The 25,782-nt window shown below is 57.5% G+C and carries 27 protein-coding genes and 1 pseudogene; 13 read left to right on the top strand and 15 right to left on the bottom strand.

Translation table 11 applies throughout. From position 1 onward, the window contains the following. Positions 1-133 precede the first annotated feature (133 nt). Together VRY85_RS00370 and VRY85_RS00365 are read left to right on the top strand one after the other, a co-directional pair. Positions 134-781, top strand: a complete 648-nt coding sequence (locus VRY85_RS00370) for a GntR family transcriptional regulator (RefSeq protein ID WP_414596608.1) — start codon at positions 134-136, stop codon at positions 779-781. A gap of 102 nt (positions 782-883) precedes the next feature. Then, positions 884-1,006, top strand: a complete 123-nt coding sequence (locus VRY85_RS00365; protein WP_414596607.1) for a hypothetical protein — start codon at positions 884-886, stop codon at positions 1,004-1,006. 25 nt (positions 1,007-1,031) lie between these two features. On the opposite strand, the gene VRY85_RS00360 is transcribed toward VRY85_RS00365, so the two are convergent. From VRY85_RS00360 to dnaA, 9 genes and pseudogenes are all read right to left on the bottom strand, one after another. Beyond that, positions 1,032-1,427 (bottom strand): type II toxin-antitoxin system VapC family toxin, encoded by a 396-nt coding sequence (locus VRY85_RS00360; RefSeq protein WP_414596606.1) that lies wholly within the window; start codon positions 1,425-1,427, stop codon positions 1,032-1,034. Next, complete coding sequence (locus VRY85_RS00355) at positions 1,424-1,690, bottom strand: AbrB/MazE/SpoVT family DNA-binding domain-containing protein (protein ID WP_414596605.1); 267 nt, start codon at positions 1,688-1,690, stop codon at positions 1,424-1,426. Before VRY85_RS00355 ends, VRY85_RS00360 begins: the two co-directional genes overlap by 4 nt. 196 nt (positions 1,691-1,886) lie before the next feature. Further along, positions 1,887-2,150, bottom strand: a complete 264-nt coding sequence (locus tag VRY85_RS00350; protein ID WP_414596604.1) for a Txe/YoeB family addiction module toxin — start codon at positions 2,148-2,150, stop codon at positions 1,887-1,889. Further along, on the bottom strand, positions 2,147-2,353 hold the full coding sequence (locus VRY85_RS00345; protein WP_414596603.1) for a type II toxin-antitoxin system Phd/YefM family antitoxin: 207 nt from the start codon (positions 2,351-2,353) through the stop codon (positions 2,147-2,149). The genes VRY85_RS00350 and VRY85_RS00345 overlap by 4 nt, the downstream gene beginning before the upstream one ends. Positions 2,354-2,355: 2 nt before the next feature. Next, positions 2,356-3,294 carry a dihydrodipicolinate synthase family protein gene (locus VRY85_RS00340; protein WP_414596602.1) on the bottom strand — a complete coding sequence of 313 codons (939 nt, stop codon included), beginning with the start codon at positions 3,292-3,294 and terminating at the stop codon, positions 2,356-2,358. 303 nt (positions 3,295-3,597) lie between these two features. Next, positions 3,598-3,711, bottom strand: a pseudogene (locus VRY85_RS00335) (type I restriction-modification system subunit M N-terminal domain-containing protein); the annotation flags it as partial. Between the two features lie 117 nt (positions 3,712-3,828). Continuing rightward, complete coding sequence (gene gyrB / locus VRY85_RS00330; protein ID WP_414596601.1) at positions 3,829-6,279, bottom strand: DNA topoisomerase (ATP-hydrolyzing) subunit B; 2,451 nt, start codon at positions 6,277-6,279, stop codon at positions 3,829-3,831. Between the two features lie 59 nt (positions 6,280-6,338). Next, entirely contained in the window at positions 6,339-7,448 is a 1,110-nt protein-coding gene (gene dnaN, locus VRY85_RS00325) for a DNA polymerase III subunit beta (RefSeq protein ID WP_414596600.1), read from the bottom strand. Between the two features lie 2 nt (positions 7,449-7,450). After that, complete coding sequence (gene dnaA / locus VRY85_RS00320; RefSeq protein ID WP_414596599.1) at positions 7,451-8,884, bottom strand: chromosomal replication initiator protein DnaA; 1,434 nt, start codon at positions 8,882-8,884, stop codon at positions 7,451-7,453. Positions 8,885-9,056: 172 nt separating this feature from the next. On the opposite strand from dnaA, the gene rpmH reads away from it, so the two are divergent. The 4 genes from rpmH (at position 9,057) to yidC (ending at position 11,601) form a co-directional block, all read left to right on the top strand. Then, positions 9,057-9,191 carry a 50S ribosomal protein L34 gene (gene rpmH / locus VRY85_RS00315; protein WP_023951589.1) on the top strand — a complete coding sequence of 45 codons (135 nt, stop codon included), beginning with the start codon at positions 9,057-9,059 and terminating at the stop codon, positions 9,189-9,191. A gap of 41 nt (positions 9,192-9,232) precedes the next feature. Beyond that, the gene (rnpA, locus tag VRY85_RS00310; RefSeq protein ID WP_414596598.1) at positions 9,233-9,598 is read left to right on the top strand and encodes a ribonuclease P protein component; all 366 of its coding nucleotides are present in this window, start codon (positions 9,233-9,235) and stop codon (positions 9,596-9,598) included. Beyond that, complete coding sequence (gene yidD / locus VRY85_RS00305; RefSeq protein ID WP_414596597.1) at positions 9,598-9,840, top strand: membrane protein insertion efficiency factor YidD; 243 nt, start codon at positions 9,598-9,600, stop codon at positions 9,838-9,840. Before rnpA ends, yidD begins: the two co-directional genes overlap by 1 nt. An 81-nt stretch (positions 9,841-9,921) precedes the next feature. Further along, positions 9,922-11,601, top strand: a complete 1,680-nt coding sequence (gene yidC / locus VRY85_RS00300) for a membrane protein insertase YidC (RefSeq protein WP_414596596.1) — start codon at positions 9,922-9,924, stop codon at positions 11,599-11,601. Between the two features lie 119 nt (positions 11,602-11,720). Here yidC and VRY85_RS00295 read toward each other — a convergent pair whose 3' ends face one another. Together VRY85_RS00295 and VRY85_RS00290 are read right to left on the bottom strand one after the other, a co-directional pair. Beyond that, the gene (locus tag VRY85_RS00295; protein WP_414596595.1) at positions 11,721-12,497 is read right to left on the bottom strand and encodes an enoyl-CoA hydratase/isomerase family protein; all 777 of its coding nucleotides are present in this window, start codon (positions 12,495-12,497) and stop codon (positions 11,721-11,723) included. 84 nt (positions 12,498-12,581) lie between these two features. Continuing rightward, complete coding sequence (locus VRY85_RS00290) at positions 12,582-13,556, bottom strand: Bug family tripartite tricarboxylate transporter substrate binding protein (RefSeq protein WP_414596594.1); 975 nt, start codon at positions 13,554-13,556, stop codon at positions 12,582-12,584. A gap of 126 nt (positions 13,557-13,682) precedes the next feature. Here VRY85_RS00290 and VRY85_RS00285 point away from each other — a divergent pair, with 126 nt between their 5' ends. The 6 genes from VRY85_RS00285 (at position 13,683) to VRY85_RS00260 (ending at position 20,960) form a co-directional block, all read left to right on the top strand. Further along, on the top strand, positions 13,683-14,498 hold the full coding sequence (locus VRY85_RS00285) for an IclR family transcriptional regulator (protein ID WP_414596593.1): 816 nt from the start codon (positions 13,683-13,685) through the stop codon (positions 14,496-14,498). Between the two features lie 143 nt (positions 14,499-14,641). After that, a complete protein-coding gene (locus VRY85_RS00280) occupies positions 14,642-15,838 on the top strand; it encodes an ABC transporter substrate-binding protein (protein ID WP_414596592.1) in 1,197 nt (398 codons plus the stop codon). A gap of 55 nt (positions 15,839-15,893) precedes the next feature. After that, complete coding sequence (locus VRY85_RS00275; RefSeq protein WP_414596591.1) at positions 15,894-16,814, top strand: branched-chain amino acid ABC transporter permease; 921 nt, start codon at positions 15,894-15,896, stop codon at positions 16,812-16,814. Positions 16,815-16,822: 8 nt separating this feature from the next. Next, entirely contained in the window at positions 16,823-18,586 is a 1,764-nt protein-coding gene (locus VRY85_RS00270) for an ABC transporter permease subunit (RefSeq protein WP_414596590.1), read from the top strand. Beyond that, complete coding sequence (locus tag VRY85_RS00265) at positions 18,583-19,317, top strand: ABC transporter ATP-binding protein (RefSeq protein WP_414596589.1); 735 nt, start codon at positions 18,583-18,585, stop codon at positions 19,315-19,317. The genes VRY85_RS00270 and VRY85_RS00265 overlap by 4 nt, the downstream gene beginning before the upstream one ends. 194 nt (positions 19,318-19,511) lie before the next feature. Next, a complete protein-coding gene (locus VRY85_RS00260) occupies positions 19,512-20,960 on the top strand; it encodes a catalase (RefSeq protein ID WP_414596588.1) in 1,449 nt (482 codons plus the stop codon). A gap of 139 nt (positions 20,961-21,099) precedes the next feature. Here VRY85_RS00260 and VRY85_RS00255 read toward each other — a convergent pair whose 3' ends face one another. Next, positions 21,100-21,441, bottom strand: a complete 342-nt coding sequence (locus tag VRY85_RS00255) for a DMT family transporter (RefSeq protein WP_414596587.1) — start codon at positions 21,439-21,441, stop codon at positions 21,100-21,102. 15 nt (positions 21,442-21,456) lie between these two features. After that, the gene (locus VRY85_RS00250; protein ID WP_414596586.1) at positions 21,457-21,753 is read right to left on the bottom strand and encodes a YciI family protein; all 297 of its coding nucleotides are present in this window, start codon (positions 21,751-21,753) and stop codon (positions 21,457-21,459) included. Between the two features lie 145 nt (positions 21,754-21,898). Between VRY85_RS00250 and mnmE the strand changes: the two genes are divergently transcribed. Then, positions 21,899-23,272 (top strand): tRNA uridine-5-carboxymethylaminomethyl(34) synthesis GTPase MnmE, encoded by a 1,374-nt coding sequence (gene mnmE / locus VRY85_RS00245; RefSeq protein WP_414596906.1) that lies wholly within the window; start codon positions 21,899-21,901, stop codon positions 23,270-23,272. A gap of 74 nt (positions 23,273-23,346) precedes the next feature. Here the strand turns inward: mnmE and VRY85_RS00240 are convergent, their stop codons facing one another. Next, positions 23,347-24,654 carry an MFS transporter gene (locus tag VRY85_RS00240; protein WP_414596585.1) on the bottom strand — a complete coding sequence of 436 codons (1,308 nt, stop codon included), beginning with the start codon at positions 24,652-24,654 and terminating at the stop codon, positions 23,347-23,349. Next, positions 24,651-25,778 carry a DUF2218 domain-containing protein gene (locus tag VRY85_RS00235; protein WP_414596584.1) on the bottom strand — a complete coding sequence of 376 codons (1,128 nt, stop codon included), beginning with the start codon at positions 25,776-25,778 and terminating at the stop codon, positions 24,651-24,653. Before VRY85_RS00235 ends, VRY85_RS00240 begins: the two co-directional genes overlap by 4 nt. Between the last annotated feature and the right edge of the window lie 4 nt (positions 25,779-25,782).

Below are 25,782 nucleotides of genomic sequence, written 5' to 3'. Positions count from 1 at the left end.
CAGGCATACCGCCCCAAACCCGGGAATGGCGTAAAACAATGCGCGCCTATAATGGTTATCGGCCACAAGCCGATAGCCCCCGTCACTATCTATGAATACCACCCCTTCAAAAATAACCACCTCCAAGCGAGTCATGCCTGCCCGATCGAAGCGGGAGCCGACTGCATCGCTGGGGGAGCAGGCCTACATCGCCTTCAAGCGACTGATCCTCACGCGTGATTTAAAGCCGGGCGAACATGTGAATGTCGCGCAATTAAGTGAGCAACTAGGCCTGGGGAAAAATCCCATCCATTTAGCCGCACACCGGCTTGCCCGGGAAGGCCTTGTAGAGATACTCCCTCGCAAAGGCATCCTTGTCCGTGCTGAAACGCTGGACAGTTTTCTGGAACTGATCGCGGCCCGGGAATTGGTCGAACCCTACCTGACGGCAGAAGCCGTCGATTACCTGACACCCGAAGTCGTCGAACGACTGGAAGCCCTTATCGAAAGAGGATGGCGACTGCAGGAAGCCGGCGACCGACTGGGGGCCATGGAAGTCGACCGCCTTTTTCACCAGACAGTCTATGCGGCGGCCAACAACGAATTGCTGGCAGACTTCGCCGGGCAACTGCTCGATCGATCCATGCGCTTATGGTTTACACCTGCACCCGATAGCAGCGAACCTTCAAATATGGAGCAGTTGGCCACCCTGCTGGAAACGATGAAGCGAAAGGACAAACAGGCGACCGCCGAACAAATGAAAGCGCATATCGGGTCGATACGGAAGAAGTTTTTGCGATAGCGCTCGGGAACAGTCAGCATAAGCTGCCATAGCGAGCCGCATGCTAAGCTGAAAAGTGCCTTTCCCCGCACGGAAATTCTCTGCTTCTACCGAGGACACGTGATGACCAGTACAGCTGTAATTGCCGTTAGTATCCTGCTCGTTCTGTTCCTTGGCCTGGCCGCCGGCTCTGCCCACCACTATTTCACGAAAGAACGGCCTAAAGAAGGCGATACGCCTCGCTAACTGACTACGCAAGAAAGATGAACGGCTACAACAAGCGTGCCGACTGACCTTGTTGAGTCAGCAGGGAAACCGCCTGTTTGTCGAACGACACGAAGACTTCCGCTCCAAACCAAGCGCCTTCAAAGGCTATGATGCCATCGGCAAAATCGCCGCCAGCTTCAAGCAGGGCAAGACCCGCCTCCGCCGCCGGGCGGTTCACGACGATATTATTTGTATTCAACAAGGCCCGGATCGCAGCAGCGATATCCGCGCGCTTCACACCATATCGGCTGCGCAGCACCCCCACGCATTCGCACAGCGTTTGCAGACTCACCGCCACCATGTCTGCCGACCCTAGCAACTCGACAGCCTTTGCCGTCTGGGCTTCGTCATCCGCCACCAGGGTGCGCAGTAAAACGTTGGTATCCGCAGTGACCTTCATTCTTCACCCATGCCCGAAGCCGCTCCCGCTTCGGCAATGGCCTCGTTGATTTCCTCAATGCTCAAGCGCGCACCGTTCGTTCTGCCCCTTAGAAAGCCTTGCAATTCCCGAAACGAACCTTTGGGCTGCGCGGCCCGCAACTCGGCGCGGCCATCCGGCAAAAGGTTGAGCTCAATCTTCTCGCCCGGTTTGATACCCAGATGTTGCAGGACCTCACGCCGAAAAGTCACCTGCCCCCGCGAGGTAACGGTCAAAGTGCTCATGACATTTTCTCCATTGCGTAGTTCACAAACAAGGTAATGCGAATTCGCATTACTGTCAAAGTATTTAGAAATAGAGAATGAAGCTCGATACACTCTGCCGGTTGTCACAACTAGCGAAAATCAACCCATTGGTGCTCAAGGGTTTTTCAAGAAAATAACGACCCGAAGCAACCAGTCGCCCCGACTGTCAGAGTGACTACTCGTAATGCGTCCACATTCTCAAAACACGGACGGTACGTTCCTGAACGAACACCTCATACACCAATCGACGCTGGATATTGATTCTGCGGGAATAGGCGCCAGAGAGATCACCGACCAGTTTTTCGTAAGGCGGCGGGTTCTGCAACGGGTCAGCCTCCAGTATTCCAATCAGTGCTTGCACTTTGCCCTTGAAGCCAGCCGCAGCAACCTTTTTCGCATCCTTGAGCGCTGCCTTTGCGTAGACGACCTGCCAAGTCACCAATCAAGCTCCTTGGCACTACTTTCCAGGGGTTCCGCCATGCCTTTCTTGATGGAGTCGCGCATGCCCGGTATGGAAACCAGATACAGAGTTTCCTGGATGGCATCCCAATCTGCCTCGGAGATAAGCACCGCACTCGAACGCTTGCCGACAATTCGAATCGGCTGGTGAGACTCGGCTGTTTGAATGCGTGGGCAGGGCAAATTTAAGCCACCTCCAGTTCATCGAGAATGGCACCGAGGCGCTGTCGCACTTCCCCTTGCAGCGACTTAACTGGCAGAGGCAGGCAGGGACTGGGGACCAATCCGCGAAGCTCCGCTGCCGTGGCGGTGACACGTAGACTGCCATATTGAAGGAACAGTGCCCACAGCGGCGCGAGCCGCTTGGAGAGGCGCATCGCTTCCTGCGAATTCCCTGCCTGCGCTTCCCGGGTGATTGCCAAGGCGATCTGCGGGAACAGGCCGGCAATTACCGAGTACCAGGCTTCGCATCCCGAGTTCAAACCCATAGCACCGAAGGCATCACCACTGACACCGATCGTCACATGCTGGGGAATCAGTGCGCGCAGCCGGTCGACACGCGCACGCGCCGCATCAGGAGCGGCCGGAACACCTGGAATCTTGATCGAAGCAACATTGGGAAGCTGTGCTATCCGGCCATGTAGTTCGTCACTAAACTCGAAATTCGTCGTATCGGGGTTGTCGTACACACATAGCGGCACGGACAAGGAACGGGTCACGGTGTCAAAGAGGTCAAAAACCTCGCCGTCGGACAGCTGCTGATAGGACACGGGGGCCAGCAATACACCGCGGGCGCCGGCTTTCTGCGCATCTTGCGCCAGTTCCAGGACATCACGTGTCCGCAAAGCGCCTATACCGACGATCACCGGGACCTCACCCGCGTGCTGGACAGCAAGTTGTGCGATACGAAGGCGTTCGTGCCGTTTGAGATACGCGTAGCTGCCGGTCGAACCCAAAACGCCGATGGAGTCAACGCCAGCATTAGCCAGGCGCTCAATCAGCCGAATGAACGAGGCCTCATTGATAGCGGCCTCATTCAAAGGGGTTAGTGGAAAAGCGCTCAAACCGGAAAACATAGTTTCGCCCACTAAAGTATTGCCTTTGCGTCTTGCAGAATTCTTCAATGAGAAAATTCCACTTCTGAATGCACCGCTTTTGCGGGGGATTACCCCAGGCCTTTAAGTTCGGCCAGTTGCCGGCTGCTGCTGGCCAACTTTTTCAGGATAGCAGGGGTATCAAAACGGGCCGGATCCAACTGCTCAAGAGGTGGAATAGACGCCACGTTAGCCTCTACATGCATAGAAAACACGATTTTTTATACATGATAGCGTGGATATGTATAAAAAACGGGGAAGTTTATGCATATTGTGGGGGCTGAGGCCCGGCGCCTGCAAGGCTATATCTGATTGCCGGAACATCTAGGCAGCAGACTGCTGCCCGGCAAAGGTATCGGAAATGTACTTGAGAAAGATGAGGCCGATTACAAGGTGTTTGTATTCTGCGGCGTCCATATTGGCACGCAGTTTGTCTGCGGCAGCCCACCACTATTTCACCAAAGAACCGCCCAAAGAAGGCAACACGGCTCACTCACTACCCACACAAACAAAAAGGGCTCCGGCATTGCTGCTGGAGCCCGTTTTGTCTGAGAACCGACACCCTCAAACGTCAATATTCCCCGCCTGCAAGGCATGTTCTTCAATAAACGCTCGACGGGGTTCGACGTTGTCGCCCATCAGCGTTGTGAAGATTTCATCGGCGGAAATGGCGTCTTCGATCTGCACGCGCAGCAGGCGGCGCACGGTTGGGTCCATGGTGGTTTCCCAGAGCTGGTCGGGGTTCATTTCGCCCAGGCCCTTGTAGCGCTGCTTGCTGACGCCGCGCTCGGCTTCGGAATGCAGCCACTGCATGGCTTCGCGGAAGTCATCCACGTATTTTTCCTTGCGTCGGTCACCTTCGCCACGCATGACTTTGGCACCTTCGCCCATCAGGCCGCTGAATGTGGCGCCGGCCTTGGCCAGCACACCGTAGTCGGCGCCGCGCACGAAGGCGCGGTCGAAGATGCTGACTCGGATGTTGCCGTGGTGCAGGCGTTGCACCACCAGGCGCCACGAATCACCGGCTTCGTTGGCTTCAGCCACGACTTTCACGGCATTGGGATCGGCGGGGTCGCGCAGTACGTCTTCCAGCGCCTTGGCCGAGGCTTCGGCGGTTTCAGCAGTGTCGAGGTTAAAGGTCACGCCCTCGGCAATGGCCGAGAGTGAGTCTTCATCCAGGTAGCGCGACAAGCGGGCGATGATGTTGTCGGCCAGCACGTATTGGCGGGCGAGGTCGGCCAGTGTGTCGCCTTCCAGGGGCGCTGCGCCTTCGGAAGGAACAACCGCCGCGTCTTTCAGGGCCAGCTGCAACATGAATTGCGCTTCCTCGGCATCGTCCTTCAGGTAGCGTTCTTCACGGCCCACCTTCACCTTAAACAGCGGCGGCTGCGCGATATACACATAGCCGCGCTCGATGAGTTCGGGCATCTGGCGGTAGAACAGAGTCAACAGCAGAGTGCGAATGTGCGCGCCGTCGACGTCCGCGTCAGTCATGATGATGATGCGGTGGTAGCGCAGCTTGTCGATATTGAAATCGGGCCCGATGCTGGTGCCCAGGGCAGTAATCAGCGTGGTGATCTGCTCGCTGGCAATCAGGCGGTCGAAGCGGGCTTTTTCAACGTTCAGCACCTTACCGCGCAGCGGCAAAATCGCTTGGAACTTGCGGTCGCGGCCCTGCTTGGCGGAGCCACCCGCAGAGTCCCCTTCCACGATGTAAAGCTCAGACAGTGCCGGGTCTTTTTCCTGGCAGTCCGCCAGTTTGCCGGGCAGGCCGGCGCCTTCCAACACGCTTTTACGGCGTGTCATTTCGCGGGCGCGACGGGCCGCGTCGCGAGCGCGAGCGGCTTCAATAATCTTGTTGCACAGCGCCTTGGCGTCGTTGGGGTTTTCAAGCAGCCAGGTTTCCAGGGTACGGGCCACGGCTTCTTCCACGGCGGGCCGCACTTCGCTGGAGACGAGCTTGTCTTTGGTTTGACTGCTGAACTTGGGCTCGGGTACTTTCACCGAAAGCACGCACACCAGGCCTTCGCGCATGTCATCGCCAGCCGTCTCGACTTTGGCGCGCTTTGCCAGTTCGTTATCGGCAATGTACTTGTTCAGCACCCGCGTCATGGCGGCGCGCAGGCCGGTCAGGTGGGTACCGCCGTCGCGCTGCGGAATGTTATTGGTGAAGCACAGCACGGTTTCTGAATAGCCGTCGTTCCACTGCATGGCGACATCCACGCCAATGGTGGCGTCGCCCACGGTGGAAGACGTCGACACCGCAAAAATATTGTTATGCAGCACCGTCTTGGAACGGTTGATGTACTGCACAAACCCTTGCACCCCGCCCATGAAGGCGAAGTCTTCTTCTTTGCCCTGGCGTTCGTCCACCAGGCGCACTTTCACGCCATTGTTCAGGAACGAAAGCTCGCGCAGGCGCTTGGCCAGAATCTCGTAGTGGAAGTCGATGTTCTCGAAAATTTCCGGGTCGGCCAGAAAGTGCACCGTGGTGCCGGTTTCGTCGGTATCGCCCGTCACCGCCAGAGGCGCAACACGCTCACCTTGGCGAAACTCCATTTCATGCAGCTTGCCATTGCGCCTAATACTCAGGCGCAGCCATTGTGACAGCGCGTTCACGCAAGAAACGCCCACGCCGTGCAAGCCGCCAGACACCTTGTAGGAGTTGTGGTCAAACTTACCGCCGGCGTGCAGCTCGGTCATAACGATTTCTGCGGCACTGCGCTGGAATTCGTCATCCTTGTGGATATCCGTGGGGATGCCACGGCCGTTATCGCTAACAGAGATACTGTTGTCGGCGTGAATGGTCACGACGATGTCGTCGCAATACCCGGCCAGCGCTTCGTCGATGGCGTTATCCACCACCTCGAAAACCATGTGATGCAGGCCGGTGCCATCCGATGTGTCGCCGATATACATGCCCGGGCGCTTGCGCACAGCCTCCAGGCCTTTGAGCATCTTGATGGATTCAGCGCCGTATTCCGGCACAACGGGGTTTTGATTTTGATCAGACATAGTTTTCCGGGGTGAATAAGCTTCGCCGGGTGCGGCGAAGCTTGCACTGGGATTCTTGCTCAGATACGCATCGGCATGACGACATACTTGAATTCGTCGTCGTCAGGCGTGGTGAGCAGGGCGGAAGCATTGACATCGGGCTGCACCGACCAGCGCAGCGATTCCGTCTTCACGTTGGCCAGCACATCCAGTAGATAGCTGACGTTGAAACCGACATCCAACGGCTCGTGCTCGTAATCGATATCGATTTCTTCAACGGCTTCTTCCTGTTCAGCGTTCGAAGAGGAAATGCGCAACTGGTTTTCAGACAGTTGGATGCGCACGCCTTTCAGCTTATCAGTTGTGAGAATAGCGGCACGCTGCAAGCTGCCTTGCAGGGCCTCGCGATTCACAAGGAAGTGGCGGGTGTAATTGGTGGGGATCACGCGGGTGTAGTCCGGGAACTTGCCTTCCACCAGCTTGGAAATCAGTTCAACTTCGCCAAAGCGGAAGCGAATCTGTGTAGACGAGACATCAATCTGAACCAGGTCTTCGGTGTCGGCCAGCAACCGCTGCATTTCCAGCACGGTTTTACGCGGCACGATGACATCGTGGCGAGATTCAATGCCTTCGACTGCAGTCGCGCTATGCGCCAGGCGGTGGCCATCGGTTGCCACGGCGCGCACCATGCCGGGCTCAAACACAAACAACAGGCCGTTCAGGTAGTAGCGAATGTCCTGCTGCGCCATGGCGAAGTGCACCTGGTTGAACAGGTGTTTGAGCGCTTTTTGCGTCAGGGAAAAGGAAACGTCCCATTGCTCCGGCACGGCCAGCGCCGGGTATTCTGCGGCGTCTAGCGTTTGCAGGGCGAAGCGGCTTTTGCCGGATTGCACCGACATACGACCGCCTTGCAGGGCCAGTTTGACTTCGCCGGTATCGGGCAGCGCCCTGAGGATATCCAGCAGCTTGCGCGCAGCGACGGTGGTGGCAGCGGCATCCGCCCCTACGCCGAATTCCGCATGCGTCGTGATCTGTACTTCAAGATCAGTGGCAATAAACGCCACGCCCTGCCCTTCCTTGCGCATCAGGATGTTCGCAAGTATCGGTAGCGTGTTTCGGCGTTCTACAATCCCGGCCACGGTCATTAATGGCTTGAGCAAGGCGTCACGAGTCGCTTGTACGAGTTGCATGGTTATCCTTTTAGGGTTTGTTCTAGTACGTGTAAGGCATGGTTGAGTTCCGTCTGTTTCAGCCGGGCTTCGGAGATTTTACGCACAGCGTGCAGGACGGTGGTGTGGTCGCGCCCGCCAAAGAGATCACCGATCTCCGGCAGGCTTTTCTGGGTGAGTTCCTTGGCCAGATACATGGCGATCTGCCGCGGCAGCGCAATATTGGCCGGGCGGCGCCGCGAATACATGTCGGCAACCTTGATCTTGTAGTAGTCGGCCACCGTCTTCTGAATATTTTCAACGGTAATCTGGCCGTTCGATACGGACAGCAAATCCTTAAGCGCTTCCTTGCAGACATCCACCGACAGCACTTCCTTGCCGTGGAAGCGGGCATAGGCCGACACTTTGCGCAGGGCGCCTTCAAGCTCGCGCACGTTGCTACGCAAGTGCTTGGCGATGAAGAAGGCGACTTCCTCGGGCATGGCAATGCCTTCGTTCTCGGACTTGCGCAACAGAATGGCCACCCGCATTTCCAGCTCGGGCGGCTCAATCGCCACGGTCAGCCCGGAATCAAAGCGGGAAATCAGCCGGCTGTCGATATTGGCCAGTTCCTTCGGGTAAGTGTCAGAGGTGATGATGATTTGCTTGCGCTGAGCCACCATGGCCTCGAAAGCATAGAAGAACTCTTCCTGTGTACGGTTCTTGCCGGCAAAGAACTGGATGTCGTCGATCAGCAGCAAGTCCAGGGAATGGTAATAACGCTTGAACTCATCAAACGCCTTGCGCTGATACGCCTTGACGACGTCGGACACGTACTGGTCGGCGTGTACATACCGCACACGCGCGCCCTTGCCTGTGGCAAGCAACGAATTACCGATGGCGTGAATAAGGTGAGTTTTCCCCAGGCCCACGCCGCCATACAGAAACAGCGGGTTATACGAAACCCCGGGGTTTTCAGCCACCTGCAAAGCGGCGGCGCGCGCCAGTTGGTTCGCCTTACCGGTAACGAAATTGTCGAAGGTGAGTTCGGCATTCAGGCGCGAGCGGTCGTGCAGGGCTTCGGCGGCTGCCGAGGCCGCTGCGGCGCCGGGAGGCGTAGTAACGGGGGGCGCCGCTGCAGGCGGGGGGGGCATCGTAATGCCTGCCGAGGGCTGCGCTGCGGGGGTTGCAGCCGCTGCCGTTCCCGCTGGGCGAGGCGCAGCACGGGTACCGTTACCCGGCAATTCAAATGTGACTTGAACAGGGCGTGAAAACCAATCGCTAGCCAGCGATTCGATCTGATGAGAGAAGTTCTTGCGCACCCAGTCCAATTTAAAACGGTTTGGAGCGGACACGCGAAGCACGCCCTGGGTTTCATCGAAAGCCAGAGGCACTAAAGGTCGTATCCACGCACTGATTTGTTGGGGAGGGAGTTCCTGTTCCAGTTTCTGGACACAGGTCTGCCAGAATTCATTCATTGTCGGCCACTTCGGTAAACCTCGATTCTACCCTGTCGATGGGGTAGTTATCCACAGGCCAGTTTACCGGACTCGTAAAAAGCCGGCTCAAGTGTTTGACTAATCGACAAAAATTTGATGAAATGGTGGGCTTTTCAAGAATTCTCTGCTCTTTTCTTTTTTCGGATCCGTCATGAAACGCACTTTTCAACCCTCCGTCACCCGTCGCAAGCGCACCCACGGCTTTCGCGTTCGCATGAAGACTCGTGGCGGCCGCGCCGTTATCAACGCGCGCCGCGCCAAGGGCCGCAAGCGCTTGGCCGTCTGAACGGCCTGATACGCCGGCCGTGTGCTGGCGTTTCCGTGCCCATGCGTGCCTCGTTTCCGCCTACGGCCCGCCTGCACCGCCCTTCCGAGTTTGCCGCCGCCCTTAAAGGCAGGCGGCTAGCCAGGGGGGCGTTGTTTGTGGTTTCTACCCCTAGGCAAACTCAGCCAGGGTCAGGTCAAGAAGCCCGTTTAGGCATGGTGATCGCCAAACGCATGGCGCCACTAGCCGTTTCCCGTAACACCATAAAACGTATTATCCGCGAAGCATTCCGGCAAAAACGCCATGAGCTTCCACCACGCGATTTGGTGTTCAGGCTGCATACTCGCATCACCCCATGTTCGCTGAGCGAACTAAAATCTCAGGTACGCAGCGAGGTGGATGCCTTGCTCGACAGGAGCCGCCGGTAATGCGTTGGTTGCTGATTGCTCCCATTCGCTTTTACCGTTATTTCGTCAGCCCCTGGCTGGGGCCCCGCTGCCGCTTTATGCCGACATGTTCGGTCTATGCAATTGAAGCGCTGGAAACGCATGGCGCATTACGAGGCAGTTGGCTGGCTTCGCGGCGCATTCTGCGCTGCCATCCCTGGTGCAAGGGCGGGCACGACCCGGTACCGCCTCCACGGGGTGTCAACCGCCCTGAATCGAAATGATTACGTCACGCACCCCCACATTCCCAGGCAAGCTCCGCTACACTTTCACAGTTTTGCCCAGATTCGACTTGTAAAGGCGCTATGGATATCCGACGTACCATCCTCTGGATGATTCTCTCTTTCTCGCTGCTGCTGTTGTGGAACAACTGGCAGACTTATAACGGCAAGCCTTCTATGTTCGGCCCGAGCCTGACCTCGGAAACTGTGGACCCCGCCGTACAGGCTGCGCAGACACAGCAAAACGATGTCAGTGTGCCCAACGCTGCCGCTGCCGTTTCGCCGACTGCTGCAGCATCCGCTGTTCCCGGCGAACAGGCGCCCGCGCCTGTACAGGCTGAACAAGTCGAAATCAGCACCGATGTCTTGCGCCTGACTTTCGATACGCAAGGCGCTCAACTGGTGCGCGCCGTGCTGCCCTTTTACAAGGTTTCCAGCAAGAGCGACGAGCCTTTCACGCTGCTTGACCGCCGTGCGGGCTACACCTACGTTGCCCAGACAGGCGTGGTGGGCGCACCGCAGGGGCAAAGCTACCCCACTCACCTGACGCCGTTCCACTACATTGGCCAGCAACAGCGAGAAGGCCGCACCGAAGTCAGCTTCGAAGCGACATCAGACGACGTTCGCGTGGTCAAGACCTTCATCCTCGCTCCCGCCAGCTACGACATCCAGGTCCGCCACGAGATTCACAACCTGAGCGACTCCGCCATTCAGCCGTCGATCTACCTGCAGCTCGAACGCGACGGCAACGAGCCCGGCGGTTCGTCTTTCTACAGCACGTTTACCGGCCCTGCCCTGTATTCCGCTGAAGACAAATACCAGAAGATTGATTTCTCGGATCTGGATAAAGGCCGCCACAACTACACCCGCGACGCCAATAACGGCTGGATAGGCATGGTGCAGCATTATTTCGCCTCTGCATGGGTTCCCGAGCAAGGCTTGCAGCGCCACAACGAAGCCCTGCGCATTGGCGACAACCTTTACGCCATTCGCACCCTGGTATCCGCAGGCAACATCGCTCCGGGCGAGGCCGTTGCGGTCGATGCCAACCTGTGGGTAGGCCCGCAAGACCAAGACGCCATGAGCGACCTGGCGCCCGGCCTGGAACTGGTGGTGGACTACGGCTGGCTGACCATCATCGCCAAGCCGGTATTCAAGCTGATGACCTGGCTGCACACGCTGCTGGGCAACTGGGGCTGGACCATTGTCGCGCTTACCGTGCTGATCAAACTGGCCTTCTACCCGCTATCGGCTGCGTCCTATCGCTCCATGGCCAAGATGAAAAAATTCACCCCGCGCATGCAGGCATTGCGCGAGAAGTTCGGCGACGACAAGGTGAAAATGAACCAGGCCATGATGGAGCTTTACCGCACCGAAAAGATCAACCCGCTGGGCGGCTGCTTGCCCATGCTGGTGCAGATCCCGGTCTTCATCGCCCTGTACTGGGTGCTGCTGGGCAGCGTAGAAATGCGCGGTGCGCCTTGGATTCTTTGGATCCAAGACCTCTCTGCACGCGACCCATGGTTCATTCTGCCCGCCATCATGATGGCCACCATGTTCCTGCAGATCAAGCTGAACCCCACGCCGCCCGACCCCATGCAGGCCCGTATCATGATGCTGATGCCCCTCATCTTCGGTGGCATGATGTTCTTCTTCCCCGCCGGCCTCGTGCTGTACTGGGTGGTGAACAACATCCTCTCCATCGCTCAGCAGCGCTTCGTCATGCACCAAATCGACAAGGCAGACGCAGCAGCCAAACGCTAAACCCCCACCTTACAAAAACCTTAAATGGGGACAGACCCCATTTAAGGTTCATTTAAGGTTCGAACTGTATAGCAAGCTTTCATATTCAGGAAATGGAAAAATCGTTGGCCGGATAGTCCTTAGCGTTTTTGAAAGACAGGCAGTCGTCGTTCGGCCATGGCTGCCACTCCTTCCTGAAAATCTGCCGTTTTCAGCTGTATACGTTGAAGATCCAACTCTCTCTGGTTGACCTTCCTGATCTCGTCTGCCAGACCTTCACGTAATGTCGAGCGCGTGGATTCCACGGCCAATGGCGCAGAAACGGCAATCTCTTCCGCCAAAGCGAAAGCCTGCTTGAGAACGTCAGCCTCGTCGGCCAGAACATCGGCCAAGCCAATGCGATGCGCTTCCTCACCATCAATCCGGCGGCCTGTATAGAACAACAGGGATGCCTGCTGCACGCCTACCAATCGAGGCAAGGTGACGCTCAGGCCGAATCCCGGATGGAACCCCAGCCGGTTGAAGTTGACACTGAACCGGGCCTCTTTGCACGTCACCCGGAAATCAGCGACCAAGGCCAGCCCCACGCCCGCCCCGACCGCCGCTCCCTGGAGCGCCGCCACAATAGGCTTTTTGGAATCGAACAAACGCAGCGCTTCGGCATAGAAAGTGCCGGGGTCACCGGAAGCCACCACTTCGTCGCTTTGCTCGTTGAAATCGTAGCCTGCGCAAAAAACACGCCCCTTAGCCGACAGCACGATAACCCTGCACTGATCGTTCGAGTCGAGCTCCAAAAGCAGGTCAGCCATCTGCCTGGCCTGAGGTGTACTGATGTAGTTGTATGGGCCGCTGGATATTTCTATGTGAGCGACGTAACCATCAAGGCTAAAGGAGAAACCGTCAAAATCTTTCTTCATGTGTATTCTCTTGCCAGCTGACACTGTCCTCTGTCCGCGATGTCAGAAACCCCGACCGATCCGCCCGGGGTTTCTGATTCAAGCCTATTGCTTTTCTATATCCGCAGTTTGGGCGACGCTGTTCCATAGGCTGATTTCATTCTTGATGAATGCCTGAAGCTCTTCGCTTCCGCCAAACTGCGGCTTGAGATCAAAGCCTGCGAAGAACTCTCCAGTTTCCGGAAGGCGTGAAACCTGATCGAAATAGCCCTCTATCTTTTGCATGATGTCATCGGGAGTCTGCGAGCTTGCCGCGACCGCCACCCACAGGAAGATCTTGAAATCAGGAACACCAGCGTCTTTGGCGAGAACCGCGTTGGGGACCGATGGATAGGGTTGGTCATCAGCAATGACCAATAGGCGAATCCTGTCTGCCTGCGCCAGAGCCTGAGCGGCAGTGATATCCGCAAACCCGTAATCTACGGTTTTTGAGGCAACCGCAGTCACAGTCTCCCCTGCACCCTTGAACGGAATATTGACGGCTTTGGTTCCAGTCAACTGACTGAAGTGCTCTCCGACCAGTTGGTAGCCTGCAGACCCCGTACCGTAATTCAGCTTACCTGGATTAGCCTGTGCATACGCCAGCAGGTCGTCCAAGGTCAGGAATGGCGACTCATCAGGCACAGCCAGCACGGCAGGCGTCTTGAAAATGAACGCGATGGGTTTGAAATCCTTTATGGGGTCGTAAGGCAACTCTTTGAACAACGCAGTGTTGGTCGCCAATATGGAGTTGCTGCCAACAAGGATGGTATAGCCATCAGCCGGAGCGTCCAGCACAGCCCTGACGGCAATAAAGCCGTTGCCGCCTGGGCGATTTTCCACGATCACGGGCACGCCGGCGAGCTCGGAGACTTTCTGAGCATAGAAGCGGGCTGAAGTATCTGTGCCGCTTCCTGGATTGAAGGGAACAATGAACCGGATCGGTTTCGATGGGTAATCGCTTGCAGCCGCTTTACCCGTCAGGGACATCCCCACCAAAAACGATGCAGCAACGAGCGTCAGAAGGGTTTTCCGAATCATTGTCTCTCCTTGTATTTTCATGGCAGTGCGAATTTCGGAACACGTTATTCCGTCAAAAGATCACAAGCATTATTGACCCACTATCGCTCCAGCGCTATAAGTTAATTTCACTATACGAAATTAATTATGATCGAAAAACCGGCTTCCCCGATCTCTTCACGCAGTAAAACCCGGCTTAACGGGGCGTTCACCCGGACAACGGCCGGAAGCCAATCCCTGGAACGCGGGATGCAAATCCTCAGGGCCTATCGGCTGGGCGTCGAACTGCTTACCAACGCAGAACTAGCCGACCGCACCGATTTGCCACGTCCTACAGTCAGCCGATTGACACGCTCTCTGGTAGAGGAAGGCTTTCTTGACTACGACCTTTCTTCAAGGAGCTACCGGCTGTCTCCCATTTTCCTTGGCTTTTCTTATGCCTTCCAGCACGCTGAAAATACAGATCAGGCCATAAGCTCGACCATGCAGTCTCTTGCAAGAAACGAACGCGTGAATGTCGGCCTTGCTCTGCCTAATCTGCTTGACATGGTCTACGTGGAATCCGTCCGTGAAAGCAGGCGGGGAGTTTTCAGGCATGCTCCCACAGGAACACGGTTTCCAATAGAACTGACATCCGGGGGACGAGCTTACTTATCCGCTCTCAACCCCGCACCTCGAGACGGAATCCTGCAGAAACTAGCCATCCGGCATGGTGAAAAATGGCCTCCGATACTCAGTGAAATCGAAGCCGCAAGGAAAAAAATAAAGAAAGAAGGCTACTGTGTGGCCCATTGGCAGCCCGGCATGACCGCAATCGGAACCCCTCTGAAAAAACGCAACGGCAGGATCTATTCCCTCATCATCAGCTTTCACACCCCCGATACCCTATCAGCCACCATACGCAAGCACAGCCGAATACTTCTGGACTTGAAGGAAGACATCCAGAAAATCTGGCACCGTTAACGCATACCTTACAAACACCTTAAATGGGGACAGACCCCATTTAAGGTTCGCTGGTATTTACCGATGGTTTTCCTTGCGTCATTCATGTACCGTGACGGGTTTTCCGATCTAAGCTGGACACCCTGAACAGGAACGATTTCTCCATGGATGCACGCCCCAGAACTTCATTGCGCACGACACTGCTGCACGCAGCAACCGTTGCCGCCCTTGCTTGTGGGTTGATGAGCCCCGCCACCGCTCAAGAACCCCTGAAAATCGGCTTTATTGCCACGATGTCGGGGCCCGGCGGCGCGCTTGGGCAAGATCAATACGATGCCTTCATGCTGGCCATTGAGCAGCGTGGCGGCAAGCTGGGCGACGTTCCCGTTACGGTTATCCGCGAAGACGATCAGCTCAAGCCGGATGTCGGCGTGCAGGCCGCGACCAAACTGCTGCAAAGCGACAAGGTCGATATCATCACCGGCGTCACCTTTTCCAACGTGATGATGGCCATTCACAAGCCCATCACCGACGCCGAAGTTTTTTTCATCGGCTCTAACGCAGGCCCCGCCCCCATCGCCGGCAAGGAATGCTCTGAGTTTTATTTTTCCACTTCGTGGGATAACGACATGCTTCACGAAGCCGGGGGCCAGCTCACTAGCGACCTCGGTTACAAGAATGTGTATGTCATGGCCGCCAACTATCAGGCAGGCCGCGATGCCGCTTCCGGCTTCAAGCGCACCTTCACCGGCAATGTGATCGACGAGGTTTACACCCAGGTCAACCAGCCCGATTACTCCGCAGAAATCGCCCAGTTGCAGGCGGCGGCGCCCGATGCCGTCTATGTGTTTTACCCAGGCGGCATGGGCATCAACTTCATCAAGCAATACCGCCAGGCGGGGCTGTTGGGTGAAATCCCCCTGCTTTCCGCCGCCAGCCTCGATGGCACCACCCTGCCCGCGCTTAAAAACCTGGCAGTTGGCGCCATCACTAGCGCCCCCTACGCGCCCAACATCGACAACCCGCAGAACAAGGCTTTCGTGGAAGCCTTCGAGAAAGCCTACAAGCGCCCGCCTTCCATGTATGCCGCACAGTCTTACGATGCCGCCAGCCTGCTGGATTCCGCACTGCGCAAAGTGAACGGCAATCTTTCCGACAAGCAAGCCTTCATCGCTGCACTAAAAGAAGCCGATTTTCAATCGGTGCGCGGGCACTTCAAGTTTGACTCCAACCATTTCCCGGATGCCGCCTTCTACCGTGTCGATGTGGTCGAGGAAAATGGTGAAGCCGTGCTCAAAGCGTCCACCCCGGTTAATATCGCTACCCGCGCCAATTTCGCGGCGCAATGCCACCTGAAGTAAGGGTCAGTCACGGGCGGCATTTTGAGCCGCCCTTCAAGGCCTGTAAAGGTGTATTGTGAGTTTCAATCTGTTCATCATCCAGGCGCTCAACGGCCTGCAATTGGGCGTACTGCTGTTTCTCATGGCGGCCGGGCTCACACTTGTTTTCGGCATCATGAACTTTGTGAACCTCGCCCACGGTTCCATGTACATGATGGGCGCCTTCATCGCGGCGGCGCTCTACAGCTATACCGGTTCTTTCTGGCTCGCTGCCCTGCTGCTGGTTCCCATCATGCTGGCCCTGGGCATGGCGCTTGACCGCCTGGCACTCAGCACGCTTTACGAGCGCGACCACCTCTACCAAGTGCTGGCTACCTTCGGGCTGATTCTCTTCTTCAACGAAGCCGCCCGCATGATCTGGGGGTCTTCACCCGTTTATATGGACGTGCCGGACGCCCTCGGCGGAGCGGTTCAACTATTCGGCATCCGCTACCCGGCTTACCGCCTGCTCATCATTGTCGCGGGCTTGCTTGTGGCACTTGGCTGCTATCTGCTGGTGCACCACACCCGCCTGGGCATGCTGATACGCGCGGGCGCCACCCACCGCGAAATGGTGGGCGCGTTGGGGGTGAACATTCGCCTGCTCAACGCCTTGCTATTCGGGCTGGGCGCCGTGCTGGCAGGGGTTGCCGGGTTGTTAGCCGGGCCCATTATGTCCGTGCAAGTCGGCATGGGCGAGCCCATTCTCATCCTTACCATGGTGGTCATCGTCATTGGCGGTATTGGTTCGATTCGCGGGGCCTTCTATGCCGCCTTGATCGTGGGCGTGGTCGATACCTTAGGCCGCACTCTGCTCCCCACCCTGTTACGCAATTTAATGGAACGCAGCAGCGCCGATATCGCCGGGCCCGCCATTGCCTCCATGATGATCTACATTCTTATGGCCGTAGTTCTGGCGCTGCGCCCACGCGGCCTCTTTCCGGTCCAACGGGGTTGAATTCCGCCATGTCTTTTGCAACCTCGGCCACCCGGCCCTCCCTGCTGCGCTGGATTCCTGCCGTTGTCATTGCTGCCCTCATTCTGTTACCGGCCCATGCCATCGTGATGGAGAACGCCTTTACGCTGGCGCTCATGAGCCGCATCGTCATCCTGGCTATTGCTGCCGTGGCGCTGAACCTGGTATTGGGCTACGGCGGCATGGTCAGCTTTGGCCATGCGTTATTCCTGGGCCTGGGCGTCTACAGCGCCGCCATTCCTGCTGTGCATGGTGTTGAAAACGTGCTGGCCCACCTGCTGATCGCCGTGCTGGCTTGCGGGCTGATCGGGCTCATCACCGGCGCTATCGCTCTGCGCACTCAGGGCATTGCCTTCATCATGATCACCCTGGCCTTTGCCCAGATGTTCTACTTTGTATTCGTCAGCCTCAGCCCCTATGGCGGCGACGACGGAATGCGGCTGGCCGGCGGCAGCCAGTTGGCCGCTATCAACCTGACGCATCCCACGTGGTTGTACGCCACCTCCCTGGCCATCTTGTTGCTGTCTTTGTATGGCATGCGCAGGCTGGTTTCTTCCCGCTTTGGCATGGTGTTGCAAGGCAGCCGCATCAACGATACCCGCATGCGCGCTCTGGGTTTTGCCACCGCCCGTTACCGGCTGGCCGCCTACGTGATTTCCGCCATGTTATGCGGCGTAGCCGGAGTGCTCTACGCCAATCTCACCCAATTCGCCGCACCATCGTATATGTCCTGGGCCATGTCCGGCGAACTCATCGTCATGGTGGTATTGGGCGGCATGGGTTCCATCATGGGGCCGCTGTATGGGGCCGCCGCCCTGCTGCTCACAGAAGAAGCGCTGAAAAGCGTGACCGAGCATTGGATGCTGATTCTCGGCCCCGCCATTGTCGCCATGGCCGTGCTTGGCCGCCATGGCATCGCGGGGCTACTGGCCGCCCGCACCCAGCCACACACAGCGGCCTCTGCTCCCAAGGTTGCGGCAGGCGAGCGCCCTGCGCCCTGCGCTTCTCGCCCGGCACGCCTTGTGGTGAAGAATCTGGTCAAACGCTATGGAGGGCTGCTCGCCACCGATCACGTTGGTTTGGAATTAGAAACCGGCCGCATTCATGTCGTCATCGGCCCCAACGGCGCGGGCAAGTCCACGCTGATAGGCCAGTTGTCAGGGGAAATCCCCCCCGACAGCGGCTCCATAGAAATGGATGGGCGCGACATCACCCGCATGCCCGTTCACCTGCGCAGTTTGGCAGGGCTGAAACGCTCCTACCAGATCACCTCTGTATTACCGCAGTTCACCGCTCTGGAGAACGTTATGCTGGCTCTCCAGGCTCATCAAGGCCATAGCTTCCGCTTCTGGCAACCCGCACACCAGCAAGATGCGCTACTGCAGCCAGCCCTGGCTGCACTACAAGAAGTGGGCCTGCAGAACCACGCCCACACGCCTGCCGGCACCCTGGCCCATGGTCAGCAGCGCCAGCTTGAGCTGGCCATGGTGCTGGCTGTGCAACCTCGCGTTCTGCTGCTGGATGAACCCATGGCGGGCATGAGCCTGGCGGAATCCCGAGACATGACGCAGATATTGCAGCGCCTGCGCCCTCATTACGCCATTTTGCTGGTCGAACACGATATGGAAGCGGTCTTCAGCCTGGCTGACCAGATCAGCGTGCTGGTGTATGGCCGCTGCATCGCCAGCGGGTCGCCCGAAGAGATCCGCAACAATGAAGAAGTGCGGCAAGCGTATCTGGGAGAAGAAGCATGACTGCCAAGCCGCCGCTTCTGGAAGTCAAAGCCTTACATGCGGGTTATGGCCAAAGCCAGGTTCTGCACGGCATGAGCCTGCATATTTCCAGCGGGGAATTCATTACCCTGCTAGGCCGCAACGGCATGGGCAAGAGCACTACCATTAAATGTTTATTCGGCCTGCTGAAAGCGCAATCCGGCTCGGTTCTGCTGGAAGGGCGCGACATTACACGCAGTGCCAGCCACCAAATTGCCCGGGGCGGACTGGGTTTAGTGCCGGAAGGGCGGCAGATTTTCCCCAACCTGAGCGTGGAAGAAAACCTGCTCGCCACAGCGCGTCGTCCTGTTCAAGCAGCAGCCCTCTCTCAGGCCCAACCCTGGACCCTGGAGCGCATCTACAGCCTGTTTCCACGCTTACAGGAACGACGCAGCAACGCCGGCACTCAGCTTTCCGGCGGCGAACAGCAGATGCTGGCGATTGGTCGGGCACTGATGACCAACCCTCGCCTGCTGGTACTGGATGAAGCCACCGAAGGCCTGGCCCCCTTGGTACGGCGCGATATCTGGCAAGCGCTGGCACAGCTTAAGGAAACCGGCCTGGCCATCCTTTGCATCGATAAGAATCTGGCCTCCATGTTGCCCCTGGCTGACCGCCATTACATCGTTGAAAAAGGCCAGGTCGTCTGGCAAGGAACTTCAGACGATTACTTGGCCGAAAGCGAATCCCTGCAAGGTTTCCTGGGCGTCTGAACAGACAATTCTTGTCAACGCCCCAGCGATCGCTCTCGCAAATGCCGTAGCTCCTGCAAATTAGCCTGAGTCTATTGACCCATTAAAAACAATCAATTTTACCAATGAGATGAACATTCATAGAATGGCATACATCTCATGAAAAATGTTTTTGCACATTTTCAGGCACTCAGTAACAGTTTCAAGGAGCCACTATGAAAAAACTCACTACCGCCGCCGGCGCACCCGTCGTTGATAATCAGAACTCTATGTCCGCTGGTCTCCGTGGCCCGCTGTTGCTGCAAGACGTTTGGCTGATTGAAAAGCTCGCCCACTTCGATCGCGAAGTTATCCCTGAGCGCCGTATGCACGCCAAAGGGGCGGGCGCTTACGGCACCTTCACCGTGACACACGACATCACCCAGTACACTCGTGCCAAGATTTTCTCGGAAGTCGGCAAGCAAACACCCATGTTCGCCCGTTTTTCTACCGTGGCTGGTGAGCGCGGTGCAGCCGATGCCGAGCGTGATATCCGTGGTGCCGCATTGAAGTTCTATACCGAGGAAGGTAACTGGGACATGGTGGGCAACAACACCCCCGTGTTCTTCTTCCGCGACCCGCTGAAGTTCCCCGACCTGAACCACGCAGTGAAGCGCGACGCCCGCACCGGCATGCGCAGCGCACAAAACAACTGGGAATTCTGGACTGGCCTGCCCGAAGCCTTGCATCAGGTCACCATCGTCATGAGCGACCGCGGCATCCCTGCCGACTTCCGCCACATGCATTTGTTCAGCAGCCACACCTACAGCTTCATCAACGCACAGAACGAGCGCTTCTGGGTCAAGATGCACTTCCGCACGCAGCAAGGTATTAAGAACCTGACAGACGCCGAAGCGAAAGAAGTGGTGGGCCGCGACCGTGAAAGCTCGCAGCGCGACCTGTACGAAGCGATTGAGCGCCAGGATTACCCACGCTGGACCATGTATGTGCAGATCATGCCCGAAAAGGATGCTGCCACCTACCACCTGAACCCCTTTGACCTGACCAAAGTCTGGCCCAAGGCTGACTACCCGCTCATCGAAGTCGGCGTCATTGAACTGAACCGCAACCCTGACAACTTCTTTGCAGAAGTCGAGCAAGCGGCTTTCACCCCCGCCAACGTGGTGCCCGGCATCAGCTTCTCGCCCGACCGCATGCTGCAAGCCCGCCTGTTCTCCTACGGCGACGCTCAGCGTTACCGTCTTGGCGTCAACCACCACCAGATTCCGGTGAACCAGCCGCGCTGCCCGTTCCACAGCTATCACCGTGACGGCGCCATGCGGGTTGATGGAAACCATGGCCCCACCATTGCTCACCAGCCGAATACTCGCGGCGAATGGGCTGAACAGCCTGATTTCCGCGAACCGCCTCTGGCTCTGGACGGCACGGCTGCCGACCACTGGGATCACCGGGTGGACGAAGACTACTTCAGTCAGCCGGGCAACCTGTTCCGCCTGATGACGCCTGAGCAGCAGCAACAGCTGTTCGAGAATACGGCACGCAATATCGCCGGGGTATCTCGTGATGTGCAGGATCTCCACATCCACCACTGCACCCAGGCCGACCCGGCATACGGTGCGGGTGTAGCTGCCGCCATCGAGGCCATCAACGGATGGGGTAAATAAGCCCACGCTGTCTCCCCTGGTAGTGGCACAAATACTTGCCGCCAGGGGGAGGCTCCAATAAAAATCGCCCGCAGCAATGCGGGCGATTTTCTTTTGCTCGATATCCGTGGCGCCTTACGGGTGACGCAGGAACCGCACCCTAATGGCGCACCGTAGTAGAAAACATATTGATCACCACCACACCGGCCACAATCAACCCCATGCCGATGATGGCAGGCCAATCCAGACTCTGCTTAAATGCCACCCAACCGACTATCGAAATCAGCACAATGCCGACACCCGACCAGATTGCGTACGCTACCCCGGTGGGTATGATGCGCAGCGTGAGCGCCAGAAAATAGAAGGCGATCGCGTAGCCCACCACAGTGACTACACTGGGCCACCATTGCGTAAAGCCATTGGAAGCTTTCAAAGCACTGGTCGCAATGACTTCAGAAACAATGGCAATGCCGAGATAGAGATAGGCTTGGGTCAGAGTCATAGGGTGCCGAGCGATTTACAAATAGCTTTCGCCATTCAGGTAGGCCTTGCGCCAGCGGTTAATCACAATACGATCAAACAAGCCCCCGGAGGTGAAAGGGTCACCATCAATGAACGCCTGCGCTTCTTCGCGCGTTTCGACATCCACAATGTAGAAACTGCCTGTGCCCGTCACGCCATCGTCCAGCAACTTAGCACCGCATGCCAGCAATAATTTCTTGTTCTGTTCAAGATAATCCAGGTGGGAGGGGCGCAACTGCTGACGCAACTCGCCAGTGTCGGGCTTGTCGAAAGTTTCGATCATATAAGGCATGTTTGCTCCTTTTTAGAATGAAGGCGATACACTGTTCGCACCTTGGCGAAGTCCGGAAAACCAGAGGCTCAAATCAAGCGCGCCGGCAAGCAAGCACGCAGTGCATGAACCGTTTATTCCCGCCCATCACCTGTTTATAAAAACCATGATTCCGCGTTCCAACGACCCGATCACCGCCATTGCCACCGCCCCGGGAAAGGGCGGCATCGGCGTGGTGCGCATATCGGGCAGTAATCTTGATGGCATTGTGGCCGAGCTTTTTAATGTACCCCTGAAACCTCGCCACGCGCATTACTTGCCCTTCGATGACGCGCAAGGCCAAGCCATTGACGCTGGCATCGTACTGTACTTCAAAGCGCCTCATTCCTATACCGGTGAAGACGTGCTTGAACTGCAAGGCCATGGCGGCCCCGCCGTACTACGCCGGATTCTGCAACGGTGTTTGGAAGTCGGAAAAAAATGGGGCCTGCGGCACGCTGAACCCGGTGAGTTCACCCAACGCGCGTTTCTGAACGACAGGCTCGACCTCGCCCAAGCCGAAGCGGTGGCCGACCTCATCGACGCCTCCTCCGAGGCCGCAGCACGTAGCGCCATGGCGTCGCTCAGCGGTGAATTTTCCAAGGAAATTACCGCGCTGAATGAACGCATCATCCACCTGCGCATGTTGGTCGAAGCCACTCTGGACTTCCCCGAAGAAGAAATCGATTTCTTGGAAAAATACCAGGCCCGCCCCACCTTGGAAGCCATTATCTCTGACCTTCAGGCCATCCGCCGCCAAGCCCGCCAGGGCATGATATTGCGCGAAGGCCTGCACGTTGTCCTGGCAGGCCGCCCCAACGTGGGCAAATCCAGCCTGCTTAACGCGCTGGCCGGCGACGATATCGCCATCGTCACGCCTATCGCAGGCACCACCCGCGACCGCGTCATCCAACAAATTCACCTGGATGGCGTACCTATACACATTGTAGATACGGCTGGGCTGAGAGAAACCACGGACGAAGTCGAAAGCATCGGCATCGCCCGCACCTGGGCGGAAATCGAGCGCGCCGACGCCGTCATCCACCTCCAGGATGCCCGCGAACCCGACGATGAGCTCTCCGAAGCCATCACCAAACGCTTGCCCGCTCGCGCGCCCATTCTCAAAGTCTTCAACAAAGCCGACCTCCTCGGCACAGACCAAAAAATGGGGACAGACCCCGATTTTTTGGGGTCTGTCCCCATTTCTGCGAAGACGGGCTACAACCTTGATGTTCTGCGGCGACGGCTGCTGGATATTGCAGGCTGGTCGCCCGGTGCCCAGTCGCCCTGGCTGGCCCGCGAGCGCCATATCCGTGCTCTGGAAGCGGCCGAAGAACACTTGGCCGCCGCCCACGTCCATGCCGAACTCGATGATCAAGTGCTGGATTTATTCGCCGAAGAATTGCGCTTAGCGCATGAGGAACTAGGCTCGATTACAGGGCAGTTCAGCAGCGACGATTTACTGGGGGAGATCTTCTCTAGTTTCTGTATTGGGAAGTAATTCCACCAGAAAGCTTGAAAAACACGGAAAAGCGTATTCCTTCGTCGCTCACGCGGCGCACAAGTTACAAGGCTTCAAGCCGCCCCCAATCGCCACACCCGCTTGCGCCCCGGCACCGCGCCTAACCCCACAAGACCTGCACATAGGCCTCCGCCGATAATCAATGCACGAGAAGGCGACCAAAGCGTAGCGACTCCTGCCGCCTGCATGCCGCCGATGGCCGGGCCGAGGTACCCCTGCAAAAGCCACAATGCGGAGACTCGGCCTCGTAGCGAATCTCGCGTGTGAATCTGCAGTAATGCTCCACGCACGATGTCAGATGCCGTATCGGCCATGCCGGTAATCGCAAGAAAAACCAACACCAGCCAAGGTGCCCATGAGTACCCGCCCTCGGCGGCACTCGATGAAATACCGGCCAACATCACGGCCAGCCCCCACATAAACGTACAGCAAATCACGACTCGCCCCGGGCGAGCCAAGGTTCTGGTCCAACCAGAGCTCACGGCTACCAATAAGGCCCCTACCGCCGGAGCAGCGTACAAGTAGCCCACCATCTCTGGGCCACCGTTGAGCACGACTTCGCCCAATTCCGGCATCAGTGCATAGATGCTCACAAACAACATGGCAACCAGATCCAACGCGAGCAAACCGCCTACAACCCGGTTCTGCCCGACATAACGTAAACCTTCCACCCACTGGCGAAACAGCGGCATGGGTGTCGGTGCGCCAACCGCGTCTTGCGAGGCGTCAGCATCCTCCGGCAACAAGCAATCGCGTGGAATCCGAGCCAAGAATACCGGCACCAACACGGCGCCAACGAACACCACGCCATAACAGGCCGCGACACTACTTCGCGCCAGCAACGCGCCCGCGATCAGCGGGCCCACCAGCCGACCCAACTCCATCGCCAGGGCATTCAATGCACCGGCTGCCGCCAAATATTTCCCTGGCACCATCCGTGGTAACGCCGCCATAAGGGCGGGCGCGCTGATACCGCTAGTGAAACCGCTCAGCAATGTAGCGGCGTAAATAAGGGTCAGCCCCGGTTCCGGCCGCAGACTATTAGCCCATAACAGGCACACCACAAGCACATACGCCGCCCTGCCCCATATCATGATGCGGCGACGGTCGCTGCTATCCGCCAACGTTCCGCCCCAGATCAGCCCTATCAGAGACCCGATTGCCAGCCCCACACTGACGCCCGCAACGTGTAAAGAAGACTCACTCAGGCCATAAACCTGCCAGGCCACAACGACGGCCAAAATAGAGATGGACAGCAGGGATACCGTGCGTGCGATGTACAAGCTGCGAAACGCAGCGGATTCGCGCAAGGGGGAAATATCCGGTGCCAGGGCAAGCCACCGTCGGCGGCGCGAAGTCATTTGTCTGCTGTCTCTGGTTGTTCGGTTTCCCGCGATGTCGGGCCACCACTCTTCATGCGGGTCTCGTCCACGCCATGGCGCCAATAGGCCACCACAAGCTGTTCCTTGCCGGACATCCCCCGGCTCTCGCGCAACCATTTTCTTACAGCCTGCGCGGTGGCGAACTCGGACGCCACCCACACATAACGATCTCCACTCGCAGGTATGGCACACGACAATATCGCCTCCTGTAGCAAGGGGCTTTTCCCGGGCTTTAGATCGTCGCGATGCAGCCAGCGCAGTGTCATGCCATCAGGCTTCGAAAGCGGTAATTCATCGTCGGAATTCTGTACTTCTATGATGATCTCGCCACGCGTTTCCGGCGGCAGCGTCTCAGCAATGCGCGCAACGGCGGGCAGCCCGGTTTCATCGGCGGCCAACAGCATCCACTTAGCAGGCCTCGCCGTCCGCCCGCCTGGGCCGGATACACCAATTTGATCTCCGGGCTGCGCCCTCACAGCCCATGCGGCACCCGGGCCTGCGTCGTCGTGCAGGACAAAATCTATGTCCATCCAGCCGGCTTGCGCATCGATTCGACGAATCGTGTAAGTACGCATATCCAGCCGCTTCTCTCCGGTTGGAAGCTGCGGAAACCCCTCTTCATCCAATGTCGGCCATTCTGGCTGTGTGATGCCGGGCTGAGGCAAGAGCAACTTGCAATGCAGATCCTCCTCGCTCTCGTAACGCGCAAGGTCTTCGGCACGAAACCGTACCCGGCGCAGGTGAGGCGTGATCAGCTGCGTCGACACGACCGTTAGCACACGGAAAGCAGGAGGACGTTCAAACGCCGGCCGGTCACCTTCCCATTGAATCGTTTCCAAGGAACAGGCGGCAAACTCGGCCACGTGATGATGAGTCATCATCCGTGCATCGAATAGCTGCTCCTGCGTCGCCGCGACAATTTCCGCTCGCAGGGTATCGCCTTGGGCTAAGAACAGAATCCTCGCGCCGTCATAGTCAAGCACCCAGCCATCGCCTTCAGGCTTGGACTCAATCTCGTGCTCGGCCAAGTGGGCCAATAAGGCATGTAGCACGGCTGACGCATCAATGCCATCAACGATAGTGCTAGTTCGGAAGGTACTCATTCGG

The sequence above is a fragment of the Achromobacter sp. F4_2707 genome, from assembly GCF_047501535.1.
Taxonomy (GTDB): domain Bacteria; phylum Pseudomonadota; class Gammaproteobacteria; order Burkholderiales; family Burkholderiaceae_B; genus Yanghanlia.
Note: the sequence above shows the minus strand (reverse complement) of the source record. Positions and strands in the feature narration are given on the sequence as shown.